The organism is Brucella sp. LJL56 (genome assembly GCF_054871705.1).
In genome coordinates this window covers 443,895-464,111 of record NZ_JBTXLQ010000001.1, presented here as the reverse complement: position 1 = coordinate 464,111, position 20,217 = coordinate 443,895, and the positions used below count along the sequence as shown (strand labels likewise).

The window sequence follows — 20,217 nt, the reverse complement described above, 5'->3', positions numbered from 1 at the left end:
CGAGAGAGAGACGGAACAATGGAAGGTATTTTTGCAGCTTACGTCTTACCCGCGCTGATCATAGCGCTGAAGTCGGTCGTTCTGCTCGTCGTATTGCTGATCGTCGTCGCTTACCTGCTTTACGCAGATCGCAAGATCTGGGCAGCGGTACAGCTTCGTCGCGGCCCGAACGTTGTCGGTCCCTGGGGTCTGTTCCAGGCCTTTGCCGACTTGTTGAAGTTCGTCTTCAAGGAACCAATCATCCCGTCTGGCGCAAACAAGGGTGTCTTCCTCCTTGCGCCTTTCGTCTCCGCCGTTCTCGCAATGGCAACCTGGGCGGTTATTCCGGTCAGCGAAGGCTGGGCCATCGCCAACATCAATGTCGGCATTCTCTATATCTTCGCCATTTCTTCGCTTGAAGTATACGGCGTGATCATGGGCGGTTGGGCATCGAACTCGAAGTATCCGTTCCTCGGCGCGCTTCGCTCCGCTGCGCAGATGGTTTCCTACGAAGTCTCCATCGGTTTCGTGATCGTCACGGTTCTGCTGACGGTTGGCTCGCTCAACCTCACCGACATCGTGCTTTCGCAGAACACCGGTCTCGGCACCATGCTGGGCCTTCCGGGCTCGTTCCTTGACTGGAACTGGCTGGCTCTGTTCCCGATGTTCGTGATCTTTTTCATTTCGGCACTTGCTGAAACAAATCGCCCGCCATTCGACCTTGTGGAAGCTGAATCCGAACTCGTGGCCGGTCACATGATCGAATATTCGTCCACGCCGTTCCTTCTCTTCTTCCTTGGCGAATATGTGGCGATCACGCTGATGTGCGCCCTGATGACCGTTCTGTTCCTCGGCGGCTGGCTGCCTCCGGTGGACGTGTGGTTCCTCAACTGGGTTCCGGGCATCATCTGGTTCATGCTGAAGCTCTGCTTCTGCTTCTTCCTCTTCGCAATGGTGAAGGCTTTCGTTCCGCGTTACCGCTACGACCAACTGATGCGCCTTGGCTGGAAAGTGTTCCTGCCGATCTCGCTCTTCATGGTTGTCGCAACCGCGACCTTCCTCAAAGTCTTCGGTCTGGCGTAAGGAGTAATAACAATGGCAACATTTGCTCAAGCAGCCAAATCGCTCCTGCTCAAGGAATTCGTCGGCGCGTTCTTTCTTTCCATGCGCCAGTTCTTCGCGCCCAAGGCGACGTTGAACTACCCGCATGAAAAAGGTCCGGTTTCTCCACGTTTCCGTGGAGAGCATGCGCTGCGTCGTTACCCGAATGGTGAAGAACGCTGCATCGCCTGCAAGCTTTGCGAAGCGATCTGCCCGGCGCAGGCCATCACCATCGAGGCCGGTCCGCGCCGCAATGACGGCACCCGCCGCACGGTGCGTTACGACATCGATATGGTGAAGTGCATCTATTGCGGTTTCTGCCAGGAAGCATGCCCGGTGGATGCCATCGTGGAAGGTCCGAATTTCGAGTTCGCGACCGAAACCCGCGAAGAACTCTACTACGACAAGGACAAGCTCCTTGCTAATGGCGACCGTTGGGAACGCGAAATCGCGCGTAATATCGCGATGGATGCGCCATATCGCTGATTGGTTTTGCTGAAACCTCGTTTCGGCATCCGGTTTGAAAAGCGGCAACAGGAAGGGGCGGCCCATCTTGTTGCTGGAATTTAAGTTTCGCGATTATTCGCGGCAAACAAAGACTAAAGCGAGCGAGGCAATAAGGCTTTGCTCACGGAAAGGTGTTGGGGGATCCCCATGCTGACAGGTATTGCGGCAGCGTTTTTCTATCTGTTCGCTTTCATCATGATCGCCAGCGCGTTCATGGTGATTGCGGCACGCAACCCCGTGCATTCGGTGCTGTTTCTGATCCTCACATTCTTCAATGCGGCAGCTCTGTTCCTGCTGACGGGGGCCGAGTTCCTCGCCATGATCCTGCTCGTCGTTTACGTCGGCGCAGTGGCGGTGCTCTTCCTCTTCGTCGTCATGATGCTGGATGTGGATTTCTCGGAACTGAAACGCGGTGCGCTGCAATATGCGCCGGTCGGCGCTTTGGTTGGCCTCATCTTGCTCGGCGAACTGATCTTCGTGTTCGCAAGCAACATGTTTGCGCCGAAGCTGGGGCAGGGTGCTGTGCCGATCCCGAATATCGCCGAGCGGAGCAATACCGCTGCTCTGGGCGACATTCTCTACACCGACTTCGTCTTCTACTTCCAGGTTGCTGGTCTCGTCCTTCTGGTCGCGATGATCGGCGCCATCGTTCTGACGCTGCGGCACAAGCCGAATGTCAAGCGCCAGTCCATTCCGACCCAGGTTGCTCGCACGCCGGAAACGGCGATCGAGATCAGACAAGTCGATACGGGCAAAGGCATCTGAGGATAAGCATATGGAAATCGGTATCGCCCACTATCTCACCGTTTCGGCCATCCTGTTTACGCTTGGCGTCTTCGGCATCTTTTTGAACCGCAAGAATGTCATCGTTATCCTGATGTCGATCGAATTGATCCTTCTGTCGGTCAATCTCAATTTCGTGGCGTTCTCCAGCCAGCTCGGCGACATGGTCGGGCAGGTCTTCGCCCTTTTCGTTCTGACTGTTGCGGCCGCTGAAGCGGCCATCGGTCTGGCAATTCTCGTTGTTTTCTTCCGTAATCGCGGCTCCATCGCGGTGGAAGACGTCAATGTTATGAAAGGTTGACGGGCAAATGCTCTATTACGCGATCGTCTTCCTTCCGCTTCTCGGCTTCCTGATTGCCGGTCTTTTCGGCAATCAGATCGGAGCCAAGGCGAGCGAATACATCACTTCCGGTTTCATGGTCGTCGTCGCGATCCTGTCCTGGGTCGTGTTCTTCCAGATTCCGCTTGGCCACGACGCGGAAACCGTCCGCATCCCCGTTCTTCACTGGGTGACGTCGGGCACGCTTTCTTTCGACTGGTCGTTGCGCATCGATACGCTCACCGGCGTCATGCTGGTGGTGGTGAACTCGGTGTCGGCTCTCGTGCATATCTATTCCATTGGATATATGCACCATGATCCGCATCGTCCGCGCTTCTTCGCCTATCTGTCGCTCTTCACCTTCGCCATGCTCATGCTGGTCACGTCGGATAATCTGCTCCAGATGTTCTTCGGCTGGGAAGGCGTGGGTCTGGCTTCGTACCTCCTGATCGGTTTCTGGTTCCAGAAGCCTTCGGCCAATGCCGCCGCCATGAAGGCGTTCGTTGTCAACCGCGTTGGTGACTTCGGCTTCCTGCTCGGCATCTTCGGTGTGTTCGCGCTGTTCCAGTCTGTCGACTACAACACGATCTTCGCTGCCGCAGCCAATTATCTTCCGGCTGAAGGCGCTGCCGATGCCAACCAGGTCGTTTTGAACTTCCTCGGTTATCAGCTCGACAAGCAGAGCGCGATCACGATCACCTGCCTACTGCTCTTCATGGGCGCGATGGGCAAGTCGGCGCAGTTCCTGCTGCACACCTGGCTTCCGGACGCCATGGAAGGCCCGACCCCGGTTTCGGCTCTCATTCACGCCGCTACCATGGTTACCGCGGGCGTGTTCATGGTCGCCCGCATGTCGCCGATCTTTGAACTGTCGCAGACCGCTCTTCTGGTCGTCACGATCATCGGCGCCACCACTGCCTTCTTCGCGGCAACGGTCGCCCTGGTGCAGAACGACATCAAGCGCGTGATCGCCTATTCGACCTGTTCGCAGCTCGGCTATATGTTCGCAGCGCTTGGTGTGGGTGCCTATGGCGCTGCCGTGTTCCACCTGTTCACGCACGCTTTCTTCAAGGCGCTTCTGTTCCTTTGCGCCGGTTCGGTTATCCATGCCGTTTCGGAAGAGCAGGACATGCGCCGCATGGGTGGCCTGCGCAAGCTGATCCCCATCACCTACTGGATGATGGTCATCGGTACGGTCGCTATTACGGGTCTGGGCATTCCGGGCACGATCATCGGCACCGCCGGTTTCTTCTCCAAGGATGCGATCATCGAATCCGTCTTCGCTTCGCACAGTGCTGCCAGCGGCTACGCTTCGACGCTTCTCATCATTGCCGCACTCTTCACGAGCTTCTATTCATGGCGCCTGATTTTCATGACCTTCTACGGCAAGCCGCGCGCTTCGGCGGAAGTCATGCATCACGTCCATGAATCGCCGGCTGTGATGTTCGTTCCGCTGCTGATCCTCGGCGTCGGTGCACTTTTCGCCGGTGTCGTGTTCAAGGAACTCTTCTTCGGCCACGAATATGCCGAGTTCTGGAAGGGCGCGCTGTTCACTTCGGCTGCCAACCAGATCCTCGAGGAATACCACCATGTTCCTCTGTGGGTTAAGCTGTCGCCGTTCATCTCGATGGTTCTCGGCTTCATCGTCGCCTGGATCTTCTACATCCGCTCGCCGGAAACGCCGAAGGCGCTGGCTGCCCGTCATCGTGGCCTCTACCAGTTCCTCCTCAACAAGTGGTACTTCGACGAACTGTACGATTTCCTCTTCGTACGCCCGGCTCGTTGGCTTGGCCGCCTGTTCTGGAAGGGTGGCGACGGCTGGCTTATTGACGGCTTCGGCCCGGATGGCATCTCGGCTCGCGTGCTCGATGTCACCAACCGCGTCGTCAAGATGCAGTCCGGATACCTTTATCACTACGCATTCGCGATGCTGATCGGCGTCGCCGCGCTCGTCACTTGGATGATGCTCGGGAGCTCTTTCTGATGACCGACTGGCCAATTCTCTCAACGGTCACGTTTCTGCCGCTCGTCGGCGCGTTACTGATCCTTCTGATCAAGGACGACAGCGAGGCTTCGCGTCGCAACATCCGCAACGTCGCTTTGCTGACGACGGTGTTCGTCTTCATCCTGTCGCTCGTCGTCTGGGCCGGGTTCGATAATTCGAACCCTGGTTTCCAGATGGTCGAGCAGGTCGGCTGGATGGGCGGCGGTATCACCTATCATATGGGTGTGGACGGGATCTCCGTCCTGTTCGTGGTGCTTTCCGCTTTCCTCATGCCCTTCTGCATTCTGGCAAGCTGGGTATCGGTGGAAAAGCGCGTCAAGGAATACATGATCGCGTTCCTCATTCTGGAAACGCTGATGATCGGCGTGTTCTGCGCGCTCGACCTGTTCCTGTTCTACGTGTTCTTCGAAGCAAGCCTTATCCCGATGTTCATCATCATCGGCGTGTGGGGCGGCAAGCGTCGCGTCTATGCAAGCTTGAAGTTCTTCCTCTACACGCTTCTGGGCTCGGTTCTGATGCTCATAGCCATCATGGCCATGTACTGGCAGGCTGGCACGATGAATATCGTCGAGCTGCTGAAGTACGACTTCCCGGCAAGTATGCAGACATGGCTATGGCTCGCTTTCTTCGCGTCCTTCGCGGTGAAGATGCCGATGTGGCCGGTTCACACATGGTTGCCGGATGCGCACGTTGAAGCACCGACGGCAGGCTCGGTCATTCTGGCCGGTATCCTTCTGAAACTCGGCGGTTACGGTTTCATCCGTTTCTCGCTGCCGATGTTCCCGCTGGCTTCTGCTGATTTCGCACCCTTCATCTTCGCGCTGTCGATCATCGCAATCATCTACACCTCGCTCGTCGCGATGGTGCAGGAAGACATGAAGAAGCTGATCGCCTATTCGTCGGTTGCCCACATGGCCTATGTGACCATGGGTATTTTCGCAGCCAATGAGCAGGGTCTGCAGGGCGCTATCTTCCAGATGCTCTCGCACGGTATCGTGTCGGGCGCGCTCTTCCTCTGCGTCGGCGTGATCTATGACCGCATGCATACCCGTGAAATCGCGGCATTCGGCGGTCTGGTGAACAACATGCCGAAATATGCGGTCGCGTTCCTCATCTTCACGATGGCGAATGTCGGCCTGCCGGGTACTTCGGGCTTCATCGGTGAATTCCTGACGCTGTTCGGTGTGTTCCGGGTCAATACCTGGGTGGCACTGTTCGCAACCACGGGCGTCATCCTCTCGGCGGCTTATGCGCTCTGGCTCTACCGTCAGGTAGTCTTCGGCGCATTGACCAAGGAAAGCCTGAAGGCGCTCCTCGACTTGAGCCCGCGTGAGAAGATCATTCTCTACCCGCTTGTGGCGCTCACCATCTTCTTCGGTGTGTATCCGACCCCGGTTTTCAATGTGACCGCCGGTGCCGTGAACGCCCTGGTCCAACATTACGACGCAGCACTCGCGGGCACCGCGAGCGCCGTGCTGGCACAGTAAGAAATAAAGGCGTAGGTCATGCAGACTGATCTCATAGCTCATCTGACCCTTGCAGCACCGGAGGTTCTCCTTGCTGTGGGCGCCTTGGCACTGCTCATGATTGGCGTGTTCTCCGGCGAACGGGCGACCACGCTCGTCAACGGGTTATCCGTCGCAGTGCTTATTGCGGCGCTGGCACTGGTGGTCCTTTTCCCGACGAACGGTGCTGCTTTCGGCGGTGCCATCGTCAATGACAGCTTTAGCCGCTTCATGAAGGTGCTGACATTGATCGGCTCCATCGTGACGTTGATCATGTCGGTCGGCTTTGCCAAGGCGGAGAAGTTCGACAAGTTCGAGTTCCCGGTCCTGATCGTGATTTCCACGCTCGGCATGCTGCTGATGGTTTCAGCATCCAACATGCTGTCGCTCTATCTCGGTCTCGAACTGCAGTCGCTGGCGCTTTACGTTCTGGCAGCGTTCAACCGCGATAGCGTCCGTTCGACGGAAGCTGGCCTGAAATACTTCGTCCTCGGTTCGCTTTCCTCGGGCATGCTGCTTTACGGCATTTCGCTCGTCTATGGTTACACCGGCCATATCGGCTTTACCGAAATCGCTCAGGCCGTCTCCGGCGGTCAGCGTGAACTCGGTCTGGTGTTCGGCCTCGTCTTCATTCTGGCCGGTCTGGCGTTCAAGATTTCTGCCGTTCCGTTCCACATGTGGACGCCGGACGTCTATGAAGGCGCGCCGACCCCGGTAACGGCATTCTTTGCCGCCGCCCCGAAGATGGCCGCCATGGCGCTCATCATCCGTGTCGTTTCGGAAGCCTTTGCTCCGGTCACCCATGACTGGCAGCAGGTCGTGATCTTCATCGCGCTTGCTTCGATGGTGCTCGGGGCATTTGCGGCCATCGGCCAGCGCAACATCAAGCGCCTGATGGCTTATTCCTCGATCAGCCATATGGGCTATGCGCTCGTCGGTCTGGCTGCCGGAACGGTGATCGGCGTGAAGGGCGTGATGATCTACATGGCAATCTACCTTGCCATGACGCTCGGCACCTTTGCGTTCATTCTGGCAATGCGCACCAAGGACGGCAATGTGGAGAGCATTGAGGATCTGGCTGGTCTGTCCCGCACCAATCCGGTGCTGGCAACGATCATGACCATCTTCCTGTTCTCGCTTGCCGGTATCCCGCCGCTCGCTGGCTTCTTCGGCAAGTGGTACACCTTCCTTGCTGCCGTTGAAGCGGGCCTGTATCCGCTTGCCATCATCGGTATCGTGGCTTCGGTCGTAGGCGCGTTCTACTACCTGCGCATGATCAAGATCATGTGGTTCGATGAGCCGACGGGTGGTTTCGTTCCGGTCGCAGGCGAGCTTCGTCTCGTTCTCGGCGTAACGGGTGCCTTCGTACTCTTCTACGTCTTCCTTGCTGGTCCGATCGGCGGATTTGCCGAAGCCGCAGCCAAGACGTTTTTCTGATTAATGCAAAAGGCGGAAGCATAAATGAGTTTTGCGCTTTCGCCTGTTGCGGCAAATGAGGGCTACCGTCTCGAAACTTTCGAGACGGTAGGTTCCACCAATGCGGTGGCTCTGGAAAGGGCAGCCAGCGGTGATCCGGGCAAGCTCTGGCTTGTTACGAAGAAGCAGGAAAGCGGTCGCGGAAGACGGGGCCGTGCCTGGTCTACGCCTGAGGGCAACCTTGCCTCCACGCTGCTGCTCGTTGAATCCTATGAAATGAAGACGGCGGCGACGCTTGGTTTTGTGGCGGGTCTGTCGCTTGCCGATGCGCTTGATGCTGTATTCGCGGCAACCGGGCCTGCCGTTCCGCCGACAATTGGCCTTAAATGGCCGAATGACGTTCTGGTCAATGGCGCCAAACTCACCGGCATCCTGCTTGAATCCTCCATACTAGCGAAGAATTTGTTCGCTGTTGCTATCGGCATCGGGACCAATGTCGTCGCCTTTCCGGATGACCTGCCTTATGCGGCAACCTCATTGCAGGCTCTTGGCAGCAAATGCGATGCCGAGACCTTGTTCGCAGCCCTGTCGGACGCATGGTCGGTCAATTATCGTGTCTGGAACGAGGGGCGCGGCCTCGATGATATTCGCAAGCGCTGGCTGCAGCGTGCGCATGGCCTAGGCCAGAATGTAACCATGCAGGTTGAAGGTCGCATCATCGAAGGTCGTTTTGAGACAATCGATGAGGCGTGTCGTTTTGTTATTCGCGAAGATGAAGGTTCGCGGGTTGCGATAACGGCTGGCGATGTCTATTTCGGAACTGCTGCTACAATACGCAAATAATTGCTTTATCGCGTCTTACCGGGGTTGCAACAGGACAGCTTTAGGTCCAGTTGATGCCACAATAGTGCAGAATTGGAGCGCATCCCGAAAAGTGTGAAACGGTTTTCGGAAAAGATGCGCGTTGGAATAAATATTTGGAGCGCGATCTGATTCAATCAGATGGAACTGCGCTCTAATCAAAGAGGAAATTTCATGGCCCGATCCAATACTACGGAATTCGTCTTTCTGCCGCTCGGCGGCGTGGGCGAAATCGGCATGAATTTGGCCATGTACGGCTTCGGTCCGGCGGATAACCGTGAATGGCTGGTCGTGGATATGGGCGTGAGTTTTGCCGGGCCTGAACAGCCGGGTGCTGATCTCATCCTGCCGGATATACGCTATCTCGAGGCCGAAAAACATAATCTGCGCGGCATCGTTATCACGCATGCGCATGAAGACCATTTCGGCGCATTGCTCGATTTATGGCCGCGCCTGAAGGTTCCGGTCTATGCGACGCCATTCACTGCCGGTCTGCTCGAAGCGAAGCGACAGTCAGAACATGGCGCGCCTGAAATTCCGATCACGATCTACAAGGCAGGCGAGAAATTCGAGGTTGGGCCCTTCAAGATCGAGGCTGTTGCGGTAACCCACTCAATTCCCGAGCCGGTTTCTCTGGCTATCACGACGCCACTCGGCACGGTCGTGCACACGGGCGACTGGAAGATGGATCCGGAACCGTCGCTCGGACCGGTTATCGACGAGGCGCGTTTCCGTGCAATCGGCGATGCGGGCGTTCTGGCGCTGATCTGCGACTCCACCAATGCGTTGCGCGAGGGTGAATCTCCTTCGGAGCGCCAGGTGGGTGAAAGCTTGCGCGAACTGATTGAAAATGCGCGTGGCCGCGTGGCCATCACCACTTTCTCTTCCAATGTCGGTCGTATCCGGTCGATTACGGAAGCAGCACGTGATGCAGGCCGACAGGTTCTGGTGGTCGGGCGTTCGATGAAACGCGCTATCTCGGTTGCTACCGAGCTTGGCTATATGGAAGGCTTGCCGGAATATCTCAGCGAAGAGGATTACGGCTATGTTCCGCGCGAAAACGTGGTGATGATCCTGACCGGCAGTCAGGGCGAGCCGCGTGCAGCGCTCGCGAAGCTGGCGCGTGACGAAATGCGCAGCCTTGCCTTGTCGGCTGGCGATACGGTCATCTATTCATCGCGCGCCATTCCCGGCAATGAAAAGGCCATCCTCGATATCAAGAACCGGCTGATCGATCGCGGTATCAAGATCATCGGCGATGACGACGCACTGGTTCACGTGTCGGGTCATCCACGGCGCAATGAATTGCGCCGCATGTATTCCTGGGTTCGTCCGCAAATTCTGGTGCCCGTGCATGGCGAAGCCGCCCATCTGGTCGCGCAAGGTTCGCTTGGTGCGATGGAAGGCATCGAGCAGATCGCGCAGGTGCGTGACGGCGATATGCTGCGTCTGGCGCCCGGCAAGGCCGAGATTATCGACGAAGCACCGGTTGGCCGGATCTACAAGGACGGCAAGCTGATCGGCGACGAGGAAGAAATCGGCATGGTCGAGCGTCGCAAGCTCGCCTATGTCGGTCATGTCGCCGTTTCGGTATTGCTGGACCGTGAACACAAGATCATCGATGAGCCCGATCTGGTGACTTTCGGTGTGCCGGAAGAAAATGCTCTCGGTGACCTGATGGAAGACATTCTGCTGGATGCAGCCGTCGAGGCCATCGACAGCATTCCGCGCGTTCGCCGCAAGGATATTGAGCTTGTTCGGGAATCCGTCCGCCGTGCCGTTCGCGCTGCGGCAAATGAAGCATGGGGCAAAAAGCCGGTAGTGACCGTATTCGTGAATAGGATACGCTGAGCCGCAGCGGATAACAGCAAGGGAGGTGCTGATGCTCGAACGCTTGAACCATGTGGCGATTGCCGTTCCGGATATTGATGCCGCAGCAGCGCTTTATCGCGGCAAGCTCGGTGCAAAAGTCACCGAGCCGCAGGCGTTGCCCGAACATGGCGTGACCGTGGTTTTCATTGACGTCGGCAACACCAAGATCGAATTGCTGGAACCGTTGGGCGAGGGGTCACCCATTGCGGCCTTTCTGGAAAAGAACCCTTCCGGCGGGATGCATCACCTGTGCTATGAGGTCGCGGACATAATCGCCGCTCGCGACCGCCTCAAGGCGGAAGGCGTGCGCATCCTTGGCGACGGTGAGCCGAAAATCGGCGCCCATGGCAAACGGGTTCTGTTCCTGCATCCCAAGGATTTCAACGGCACGCTGATCGAACTGGAAGAGGTGTAACCATGTCGCTGGTTTCAGGAATCGCGATCTATTTCATCATCTGGTGGACGACGCTGTTTGCTCTATTGCCTGTCGGCTTGCGCACGCAGGCTGAAGAAAACGAAGTGACTTTGGGCACGGTGGCCAGCGCTCCGGCCAAGCCGCGCATCGGTCGGGCATTTCTGCGGACAACCATCGTCGCAACGCTCATCTTCCTGCTCTATTATTATATGACGCAGATCAGCGGTTTCGGCCTCGACGATATTCCGCATTTCTTCCCGGATCTGACCTGAAATTTCAGGTCCAGTTCAATATGAGTTTTGAGGCTGCCTAAAAAATAGGCAGCCTTTCTTTTGTACAAAGAAAAGTGGACGAATCTACCAAAAGTTGTACCTTACATTGAGTATGCGGGCGTAACGTATTGAATTTCCGACGGGGCACAACCCGGCGTCATTTGTGACATTGATGCCAGCCGCATGTAATGTTCTCCAAATAAATCGATTTATACTTAAGTGAAATTTAATACTTGAGTGCCTGAAAGGCATCTGGATAAATCCTACAAAATCAATGTGTTATTGCGAGCTATAAAACAGTGAAATCGCGGAAAGTATGAGTGCGCTATAAGTGCAAAAAAAAAGCAAGGCTTTCGCCTTGCTAATCAAATACGCGTTCGACCCGTTTCCATTTAACTGGCGGCTGCGAAAATCGCGCCTGGATCCATCCTCCCAAGACTTTGACCGCGTGAAACCAACGGTTTTATTCCGTTGTTGCTCTTATGCTGAAAAAAATAGCGAACTGCACAGCTTTTGTCACGAAAAATCTTCTGTGACGTCATATTTCTTTCGCAAAATTTCCTCAATGAAGGTGATATATCTGTAATATATTGAAATTGAATGTGAATCTGGAGGCCGTATTTCGCATCATTGGTTCATTCGGCTGACGATGACGGCTGTGGATGGGGAAATCCGCTATCGCGAAAGCTTTTTCAGGCGGGTTTCCAACCGGTGTATAACCCGGTAAGAAACCGACGAATATGCTTAATTTTTGCCTGATTCTTGAAGCACTCAGGCAGTCCCTCTTGATTGGTGGTTACGATGCGTCTGTCGCGGTATTTTTTGCCTATTCTGAAGGAAAACCCCAAGGAGGCGGAAATCGTCTCCCACAGGCTGATGCTGCGTTCGGGCATGATCCGTCAACAGTCGGCCGGCATCTATTCCTGGCTGCCGATCGGTCTGAAGGTTCTCAACAAGGTCTGCGCTATCATTCGCGAAGAGCAGAACCGCGCGGGCGCCAATGAAATTCTGATGCCGACCATCCAGTCCGCCGACCTGTGGCGCGAAAGCGGCCGCTACGACGCTTACGGCAAGGAAATGCTGCGCATTCAGGATCGCCAGGAGCGCGATATGCTCTTCGGCCCGACCAACGAGGAAATGGTCACCGACATTTTCCGCTCCTATGTGCGCTCCTACAAGGACCTGCCGCTCAACCTCTACCATATCCAGTGGAAGTTCCGCGATGAAGTGCGCCCGCGTTTCGGCGTGATGCGCTCACGCGAATTTCTGATGAAGGACGCCTATTCGTTCGACCTCGACTATGAGGGCGCGAAAATGGCTTATTACCGCATGTTCGTGTCCTATCTGCGCACTTTCGCGCGTGTTGGCCTGCAGGCGATCCCGATGCGCGCCGATACTGGGCCGATTGGCGGCGATCTCAGCCACGAATTCATCATTCTGGCGGAAACCGGCGAAAGCCAGGTTTTCTGCGACAAGGCCTATCTCGATCTGGCCGTGCCGGGTGCGGACACCGATTTCCGCGACGATGCGCAGCTCACCGACATCGTTACGCGCTGGACGACGCCCTATGCGGCGACCGACGAAATGCACGATGAGGCCGACTGGGCCAAGGTCAAGGCTGATGATCAGGTTTCGGCACGCGGCATCGAAGTGGGCCACATCTTCCATTTCGGCACCAAATATTCCGAACCGATGGGTGCGAAGGTGCAGGGGCCGGACGGCAAGGAACATCTGGTTTCCATGGGTTCCTATGGCATCGGCCCGTCGCGCCTGGTCGCGGCAGCCATCGAAGCCTTCCACGACGATGCGGGCATCATCTGGCCGAAGGCTATCGCGCCGTTCGGCGCCGGTATTGTCAACATGAAGCCGGGCGACGAAGGTTGCGACAGCGTCAGCGAGAAGATTTATGAAGCGCTGACCAATGCAGGCATCGACCCGCTGCTCGACGACACGGATGATCGTCCGGGTGCAAAGTTTGCCACGATGGACCTGATCGGCTTGCCGACGCAGGTGATCGTCGGCCCGCGTGGCGTCGCTGCCGGTGAAGTCGAAATCAAGGACCGCAAGACCGGTGAACGCCAGACTCTGAGCGTTGAAGCCGCAATCAACCTGTTGACGGCAGAAGCATGAGCAACGCGGCGGCAGCAAAATCCGGAGATCAGGCAAAGGTAGCGCAGAAGGCTCCGAAGTCTGGTCCATTCTCGGCTTTCGAACGGATGATCGCATGGCGATATCTGCGTGCGCGCCGCCGCGAGACTTTCATCTCGGTCATTGCCGGGTTTTCGTTCACCGGCATCATGCTGGGCGTGGCGACCCTCATTATCGTCATGGCGGTGATGAACGGCTTTCGTGCCGAGCTTCTGACCCGAATTCTCGGTATCAACGGCCATCTTATCATGCAGCCGATCGATCGCCCGCTGGATGATTATGCCGACCTTATCAAGCGGATCGACGGTATTTCCGGCATCAAATTCGCCATTCCCGTTGTGGAAGGACAAGCGCTTGTCCAGGGCAATATCGGTGCTGGAACCGGTGCATTGGTGCGCGGCCTGCGTGAAGAAGACCTCGACAAGCTCAAGCTTGTTTCCGGTAATATTCGTCAGGGCACGCTGAAAGGTTTCGACCAAGGCGGCGGTGTCGCCATCGGCACCCGCATGGCGGAAAATCTCGGCCTTTCCATCGGTGATACGCTGCGGGTGATTTCGCCGGATGGCGATGTGACTCCGTTTGGCGTCAATCCGCGTGTGAAAGCCTATCCTGTTGTGGCGATCTTCGAGATCGGCATGTCGGAATATGACTCGTCGATTGTCATGATGCCGCTTTCCGAAGCACAGCTTTTCTTCAATCAGGAAGGCAAGGTGCAATCGCTGGAAATCTTTGTCGATAATCCAGACAAGGTGGATGCGATGCGCGCGCCGGTGGAAGAGGCCGCGGGACGCCAGCTCTCGCTTGTCGATTGGCGCCAGCGTAACCAGACATTCTTCTCCGCTCTGGAAGTCGAGCGCAATGTCATGTTCATGATCTTGACGCTGATCGTGCTCGTTGCGGCGCTGAACATCATTTCCGGCCTTATTATGCTGGTGAAGGACAAGGGGCACGATATTGCGATCCTGCGAACCATGGGGGCCACCCGTGGCGCCGTGATGCGCATATTCCTGATGACGGGTGCCGCCATCGGTGTCACCGGCACTGTGGCCGGTGTTGTTCTGGGCGTTGTCGTCTGCCTCAATGTCGAGCGTCTGCGGGAGTTCTTCTCGTGGCTCTCGGGAACCACGCTCTTCAACCCGGAACTTTACTTCCTGAGCCAGCTTCCAGCCAAGATGGACCCCGGCGAGACGATATCCGTTATCGTCATGGCTCTGGTGCTTTCATTCATTGCCACCATTTTCCCGGCCTGGCGCGCTGCCAAGCTCGATCCGGTCGAAGCATTGAGGTACGAATAAATGGCGGCTGAAGTCATCATGCGGCTGGAGTGTGTCGGCCGCGCCTATAAGGAAGCCGACCGCGAACTGGTCATTCTGAAGGATGCCGATTTCACGCTTCGTCGCGGCGAAATGGTTGCACTTGTTGCGCCATCCGGCGCGGGCAAATCGACATTACTGCACACGGCGGGCCTTCTGGAACGTCCCGATGACGGCGAGGTTTTCCTCGACGGGCGCTCCTGCAGCAAATTGTCCGACGACGAGCGCACAGCCGTGCGCCGCAACGATGTTGGCTTTGTCTATCAGTTCCATCATCTCCTGCCGGAGTTTTCCGCACTGGAGAATGTGATGATGCCGCAAATGATCCGCGGGCTTTCGAAGAAGGCCGCAGCGGAGCGGGCACAACAACTCCTTGAATATATGAAGATCGGCAAGCGGGCCTCGCATCGTCCTTCTGAGCTTTCGGGTGGTGAACAACAGCGCGTCGCCATTGCGCGTGCCGTTGCCAATGCGCCACTCGTTCTTCTGGCAGATGAGCCGACCGGCAACCTCGACCCGACGACATCATCCTACGTCTTCGGCGCTCTGGAAGCCCTCGTGCGTCAGTCGGGGCTCGCAGCCCTGATCGCCACCCACAACCATGAACTTGCCCGCCGCATGGACCGGCGCGTGACGTTGCAGGACGGCAAGGTCGTCGATCTTTAACACCTGTTTTCATTGCAGCAGCACCTCATCCTGAGGAGCCGCCGCAGGCGGCGTCCCTCGGTGAAGCATCGTCGCGATACTTTCCCCTTCGGTTTCTCGCCTCCGCAGGCTTCCGTCTGTGGTTGTATATTCACTATTCGTAAACCCTAAAATGAATGCCGCTCCAGAACGGGTGTTGACTTCGGAACAAAAATGGAACAAAAAATAAACATACGTGAACACAGAGGAGTTTCCAACATGACCGATCTCGTCCACGACGTTCTGTCTTTCATTTCGGTAAGCCTGTTCATCGCAACTTTCGCCATCTGGGTGAGTGTGATCTGAAGGAATTAATGGGTTCTTGTGAACCTGCGACACGGTGGCGATAGTCTTACTGGACATCGCCATATCATTCCCCGAAACTGATGCTATCAGGCGACAGAGTCGCCAGCCGCGATGGGCCATAAATATGGTCCGTCACTGAAGTAATGTGCTATCAGGCGGCTAACGCTTCGGCTCGCAAATCGAAATCGATTTTCGGAAAGCACGATGCGAAGATTTAGAGCGCCGGATGTATGTCCATCCGGGCGGCTCAGCAGATGATCGGGGTCGATGGAATGAGTGATGCAGCAGCAGGCAATGCAGCAAAAGACGGTGCCTTGACGCCACGTTTTGTGCATCTGCGGGTACACTCGGCTTATTCCTTGCTGGAGGGCGCATTGCCGCTCGGCAAGATCATCAAACAGGCGATTGCCGACGAGGCGCCGGCTATCGCAGTCACAGATACCAATAATCTGTTTGGCGCGCTTGAGTTTGCACAGAAGGCGTCGAAAGACGGGCTGCAGCCCATTATCGGCTGTCAGGTCGATATTGCGTTCGGCGATCACAATGACAATGGACGCAGCGTCAATCGCAGGATTGCGTTGGACCTTGCTCCAATCGTGCTGCTTGCGGCAACGGAAGAAGGCTATGCGAATATAGTGCGGCTCGTCAGTCGCGCCTTTATGGAGACGCCCGCAGGCGATCCGGTGCATGTCGAAGCAAGCTGGCTACCACCATTGTCGAAAGACGTCATTATTCTTTCCGGTGGCGCACTGGGACCAATCGGCCGCGCTTTTGCTGCCGACCGCCCCGACAGGGCAGAGGCGCGGCTTGCCTTCCTGCGGGAGGTCTTTGGTGACCGGCTTTATGTCGAATTGCAGCGTCAGGTAGGTTACGACCGTGCGCTGGAAGCAAAGACGGTTGCCCTTGCCTATGAAATGGATCTGCCTCTGGTGGCCACCAATGAGGCTTTCTTTCTCAAGGCGGAAGATTTCGAGGCTCACGATGCGCTTCTTGCCATTGCGGAAGGCCAGATTCTCTCAAACGATGACCGCCGCCGTCTGACACCGGACCATCATCTGAAAAGCCGTGCGGAAATGGCGGCACTCTTTGCCGATCTGCCGGAAGCGCTCGACAACACGGTCGAGATTGCGGAACGTTGTAGCTGGTACACGCAGACCCGCCAGCCGATCCTGCCGCGGTTCACGGGCGAGTCCGATGATGCAGAGGCGGCCGTTCAGGAGGAGGCTGATGAGCTTGCCCGGCAGGCGCGTGAAGGCCTGAAGATGCGTCTGGAGACCGCAGGTCTCGCAGAAGGTTATACGACGGAACAATATACCGATCGTCTCGAATATGAGATCGGCATCATTACCCGCATGAAGTTCCCCGGTTACTTCCTGATCGTTGCCGACTTTATCAAATGGGCGAAAGCCCAAGGCATTCCGGTAGGGCCCGGCCGTGGTTCGGGTGCCGGTTCGCTTGTCGCCTATGCGCTTACGATTACTGACGTCGATCCATTGCGCTTTTCCTTGCTTTTCGAACGCTTCCTCAATCCGGACCGCGTTTCGATGCCCGACTTCGATATCGATTTCTGTCAGGACCGCCGTGAAGAGGTGATCCGCTATGTGCAGGGAAAGTACGGGCGCGATCAGGTCGCACAGATCATCACTTTCGGAACCCTGCAAGCTCGCGCCGTGCTGCGCGACGTCGGACGTGTTCTGGAAATGCCTTACGGACAGGTTGACCGTCTGTGCAAGCTGGTGCCGCAGAACCCGGCTAATCCGGTGTCGCTGGCGCAGGCTATCGAGACCGAACCGAAGATCAATGAGGAGCGCGAGAAGGAGCCGGTTGTTGGCCGCCTTCTCGATATGGCGCTCAAGCTCGAAGGGCTTTACCGCCACGCATCGACCCACGCCGCCGGTATTGTGATCGGTGACCGACCGCTGTCCGAACTCGTGCCCATGTATCGCGATCCGCGTTCCGACATGCCCGTTACCCAGTTCAACATGAAATGGGTCGAGCAGGCGGGGCTGGTCAAATTCGACTTTCTCGGTCTCAAGACATTGACCGTTCTCGAAACGGCGGTCGAACTGGTGGCGCGCAAGGGCATCGCCATTGATCTGTCTCATATACCGCTCGATGATGCGCTGACCTATGAGATGCTGTCGCGCGGTGAAACGGTCGGCGTGTTCCAGGTTGAAAGTGCGGGTATGCGCAAGGCGCTGCTCGGCATGCGCCCGGACCGGATCGAAGATATTATTGCGCTCGTAGCGCTTTATCGTCCTGGTCCGATGGAGAACATCCCGACCTATAATGCGCGCAAGAATGGTGAGGAGGAGATCGCCTCCATTCATCCGAAGATCGATCACCTGATCAAGGAAACGCAGGGCGTTATCGTCTATCAGGAACAGGTGATGCAGATCGCGCAGGTGCTTTCCGGCTATTCGCTCGGCGAAGCTGACCTTCTGCGCCGCGCCATGGGTAAGAAAATCCGCGAGGAAATGGACAAGCAGCGCGTCCGTTTTGTGGATGGCGCGATTGAAGGCGGCGTCGACAAGGCACAGGCCAACATGATCTTCGACCTGCTGGCCAAGTTTGCTGACTACGGCTTCAACAAGTCGCACGCCGCGGCCTATGCTATCGTCTCCTACCAGACAGCTTATATGAAGGCGCATTATCCGGTCGAGTTCCTCGCCGCGTCGATGACCTACGATATGTCGAATACCGACAAGCTCAACGATTTCCGACGAGAGGCCAATCGCCTGGGCATTGAAGTGGTTCCGCCTTCGGTAATGACTTCCTTCCGCCCGTTTGAAGTCGGCGAGAAGCAGATCTTCTACTCGCTTGCCGCCATCAAAGGGGTGGGCGAGGCGGCCGTCGATCATATTGTCGATGTGCGTGCCGAGAAGCCTTTTGAAAGCCTTGAAGATTTCTGCGAGCGCGTCGACCCGCGCATAATCAACCGGCGCGTGCTGGAAAGTCTCATCAATGCCGGTGCAATGGATTGTTTCGGTCGTGAGCGCCCGGCGATGAGTGCGGGCATGGACCGCATCATGGGCTTTGCCCAGCGTACGCAGGAAAATGCCGCCAGTGGCCAGTCCGATATTTTTGGCCTGTCGGGTGCGCCGAAGGAAACGCTTATCCTGCCGCAGGCAGCTCCGTGGTTGCCATCGGAAATGCTGCACCGTGAGTTTCAGGCGGTTGGTTTTTATCTTTCTGCACATCCGCTCGATGAGTATCGTGATGTGCTCAACCGTATGCGTGTTCAAAGCTGGGCGGATTTTTCCGCAGCCGTGAAACGCGGCGCCAATGCCGGTCGTCTGGCGGGAACCGTGACGGCACGGCAGGAGCGTAAAACACGCACCGGCAACAAGATGGGTATAGTGCAACTGTCCGACGCCAGCGGCCAGTTCGAAGCGGTCCTGTTTTCCGAAGGGCTTGCGCAATATCGCGATCTTCTGGAAAGCGGCAAGTCGGTCGTTATTACGGTTCAGGCGGAGGACCGTCCCGAAGGAATAGGCTTGCGTATCCAGACGGTGCAGTCATTGGAAGACGAAGCCTGCCGCATGCAGAAGGCGCTGCGACTTTATCTGCGCTCGGCTGACGCGGTCCGTCATATCGTGCCGCATTTCAACACGCGCGGCGACGGGCAGGTGAGCCTGATCGTCATCAAGGATAACGGCCAGCGGGAAGTGGAGATCGAGCTACCACATCGCTATCGCGTCAGTCCACAGATCGCCAGTGCCATGAAAGCCATTCAGGGCGTCGTGGACGTGGAGCTGGTTTAGGGTAACTTGGGCAAAACAGGGGCTGTCCTGTTTTGCATTCGTTTTGCACGAAAAATCGGTGGTGATGTGCGAATTTCACCACCGATTTTTCGGCGAACGCCTGTCAAAAATATGGCGTTTTTGTGATTGGCATCAATAGGCTGCTGTGAAGCGCTTGCGAATATGCTGGCCTTTTTCAGCTTCGTCCAGAATTGCGACCGCCAGATCGGCAACTGAAATCTTGCTTTCACCCTTGTCGTCGAAAACCGGTTCGTCGCCGCCAAGCCGGTATTTGCCGGTGCGTTCGCCCGGCTGAAGAATGATCGCCGGTGATACGAACGACCATTCCAGTTCGTTCTCACCACGCAGGTCTTCGAGCGCCTGACGGGCGCCGAGTGCGCCTTCCTTCCATTCGGCAGGGAATTCAGGCGAGTCGACCAACTGGTTGCCATTGACGGAAAGGCTGCCTGCACCGCCGACTGCTATAAGGCGCTTGATGCCTGCCTTCCTGGTCGCATCCGTGATGGAGCGGCTGCCGTTGATGTGGTTTTCGCGGATGTTCTTGTCGCTCCAGCCCGGATTGTAAGCTGAAATCACGACGTCATGCCCCGCAAGCTGCTTTGCGAGCGCGTCGGTATCAAAAACGTCAGCCTTTACCGCTGTCACATTGGGCAGTTTTTCGACTTTCTCCGGGTGGCGAACAAGTGCGGTAACCTGGTCGCCGCGTGCCGCAGCTTCCTTGAGGATTGCAGCGCCTACGAAACCCGTTGCGCCGATCAGTGCGATCTTGGCCATGGCATTCTCCTTTCCGATCTTCTCGTATCGAACGAATTAAGGTATGTTTCATAATCAGGTTATTTCTGATAACCACATAGGCCATGCCGACAGGCTTGTGAAGAACGCACTTTTACATGGTCAGGATACATGGAAGTAACCGCCTCAAAGGCAAGTGCCGAGAATGATGCGTGTTAAAACTGGAATCATAAAA

The 20,217-nt window shown here is 56.5% G+C and carries 17 protein-coding genes; 15 read left to right on the top strand and 2 right to left on the bottom strand.

Features of this window, described 5'->3' with window-relative positions:
• Positions 1–18: 18 nt before the first annotated feature.
• From nuoH to ACYSN1_RS02205, 14 genes are all read left to right on the top strand, one after another.
• Positions 19–1,062, top strand: a complete 1,044-nt coding sequence (nuoH, locus tag ACYSN1_RS02270) for an NADH-quinone oxidoreductase subunit NuoH (protein ID WP_109987617.1) — start codon at positions 19–21, stop codon at positions 1,060–1,062.
• Between the two features lie 12 nt (positions 1,063–1,074).
• Positions 1,075–1,566, top strand: a complete 492-nt coding sequence (gene nuoI / locus ACYSN1_RS02265; protein ID WP_140019677.1) for an NADH-quinone oxidoreductase subunit NuoI — start codon at positions 1,075–1,077, stop codon at positions 1,564–1,566.
• Between the two features lie 168 nt (positions 1,567–1,734).
• Entirely contained in the window at positions 1,735–2,352 is a 618-nt protein-coding gene (locus ACYSN1_RS02260) for an NADH-quinone oxidoreductase subunit J (protein WP_461724233.1), read from the top strand.
• 10 nt (positions 2,353–2,362) lie between these two features.
• Complete coding sequence (nuoK, locus tag ACYSN1_RS02255; RefSeq protein ID WP_006466598.1) at positions 2,363–2,671, top strand: NADH-quinone oxidoreductase subunit NuoK; 309 nt, start codon at positions 2,363–2,365, stop codon at positions 2,669–2,671.
• Between the two features lie 7 nt (positions 2,672–2,678).
• Positions 2,679–4,673, top strand: coding sequence for an NADH-quinone oxidoreductase subunit L (gene nuoL, locus ACYSN1_RS02250; RefSeq protein WP_461724232.1), 1,995 nt, complete (start codon positions 2,679–2,681; stop codon positions 4,671–4,673).
• Positions 4,673–6,181: an NADH-quinone oxidoreductase subunit M gene (locus ACYSN1_RS02245; RefSeq protein WP_461724231.1), complete on the top strand. Its 1,509-nt coding sequence runs from the start codon at positions 4,673–4,675 to the stop codon at positions 6,179–6,181. Before nuoL ends, ACYSN1_RS02245 begins: the two co-directional genes overlap by 1 nt.
• Positions 6,182–6,199: 18 nt before the next feature.
• A complete protein-coding gene (nuoN, locus tag ACYSN1_RS02240; protein WP_010661183.1) occupies positions 6,200–7,636 on the top strand; it encodes an NADH-quinone oxidoreductase subunit NuoN in 1,437 nt (478 codons plus the stop codon).
• Positions 7,637–7,660: 24 nt separating this feature from the next.
• The gene (locus tag ACYSN1_RS02235) at positions 7,661–8,458 is read left to right on the top strand and encodes a biotin--[acetyl-CoA-carboxylase] ligase (RefSeq protein ID WP_461724230.1); all 798 of its coding nucleotides are present in this window, start codon (positions 7,661–7,663) and stop codon (positions 8,456–8,458) included.
• 192 nt (positions 8,459–8,650) lie between these two features.
• A complete protein-coding gene (locus ACYSN1_RS02230; protein ID WP_461724229.1) occupies positions 8,651–10,327 on the top strand; it encodes a ribonuclease J in 1,677 nt (558 codons plus the stop codon).
• 31 nt (positions 10,328–10,358) lie between these two features.
• Positions 10,359–10,763, top strand: a complete 405-nt coding sequence (gene mce, locus ACYSN1_RS02225; protein WP_461724228.1) for a methylmalonyl-CoA epimerase — start codon at positions 10,359–10,361, stop codon at positions 10,761–10,763.
• Between the two features lie 2 nt (positions 10,764–10,765).
• A complete protein-coding gene (locus ACYSN1_RS02220; RefSeq protein WP_061345442.1) occupies positions 10,766–11,035 on the top strand; it encodes a DUF1467 family protein in 270 nt (89 codons plus the stop codon).
• Positions 11,036–11,836: 801 nt separating this feature from the next.
• Positions 11,837–13,165, top strand: a complete 1,329-nt coding sequence (proS, locus tag ACYSN1_RS02215; protein WP_461724227.1) for a proline--tRNA ligase — start codon at positions 11,837–11,839, stop codon at positions 13,163–13,165.
• On the top strand, positions 13,162–14,478 hold the full coding sequence (locus ACYSN1_RS02210) for a lipoprotein-releasing ABC transporter permease subunit (RefSeq protein WP_461724226.1): 1,317 nt from the start codon (positions 13,162–13,164) through the stop codon (positions 14,476–14,478). Before proS ends, ACYSN1_RS02210 begins: the two co-directional genes overlap by 4 nt.
• On the top strand, positions 14,479–15,162 hold the full coding sequence (locus ACYSN1_RS02205) for an ABC transporter ATP-binding protein (RefSeq protein ID WP_461724225.1): 684 nt from the start codon (positions 14,479–14,481) through the stop codon (positions 15,160–15,162).
• Between the two features lie 9 nt (positions 15,163–15,171).
• On the opposite strand, the gene ACYSN1_RS02200 is transcribed toward ACYSN1_RS02205, so the two are convergent.
• Positions 15,172–15,549 carry a hypothetical protein gene (locus tag ACYSN1_RS02200; RefSeq protein WP_461724224.1) on the bottom strand — a complete coding sequence of 126 codons (378 nt, stop codon included), beginning with the start codon at positions 15,547–15,549 and terminating at the stop codon, positions 15,172–15,174.
• Between the two features lie 209 nt (positions 15,550–15,758).
• Between ACYSN1_RS02200 and dnaE the strand changes: the two genes are divergently transcribed.
• Positions 15,759–19,250, top strand: a complete 3,492-nt coding sequence (dnaE, locus tag ACYSN1_RS02195; protein WP_461724223.1) for a DNA polymerase III subunit alpha — start codon at positions 15,759–15,761, stop codon at positions 19,248–19,250.
• 132 nt (positions 19,251–19,382) lie between these two features.
• On the opposite strand, the gene ACYSN1_RS02190 is transcribed toward dnaE, so the two are convergent.
• A complete protein-coding gene (locus tag ACYSN1_RS02190) occupies positions 19,383–20,024 on the bottom strand; it encodes an NAD(P)-dependent oxidoreductase (protein ID WP_461724222.1) in 642 nt (213 codons plus the stop codon).
• Positions 20,025–20,217 lie beyond the last annotated feature (193 nt).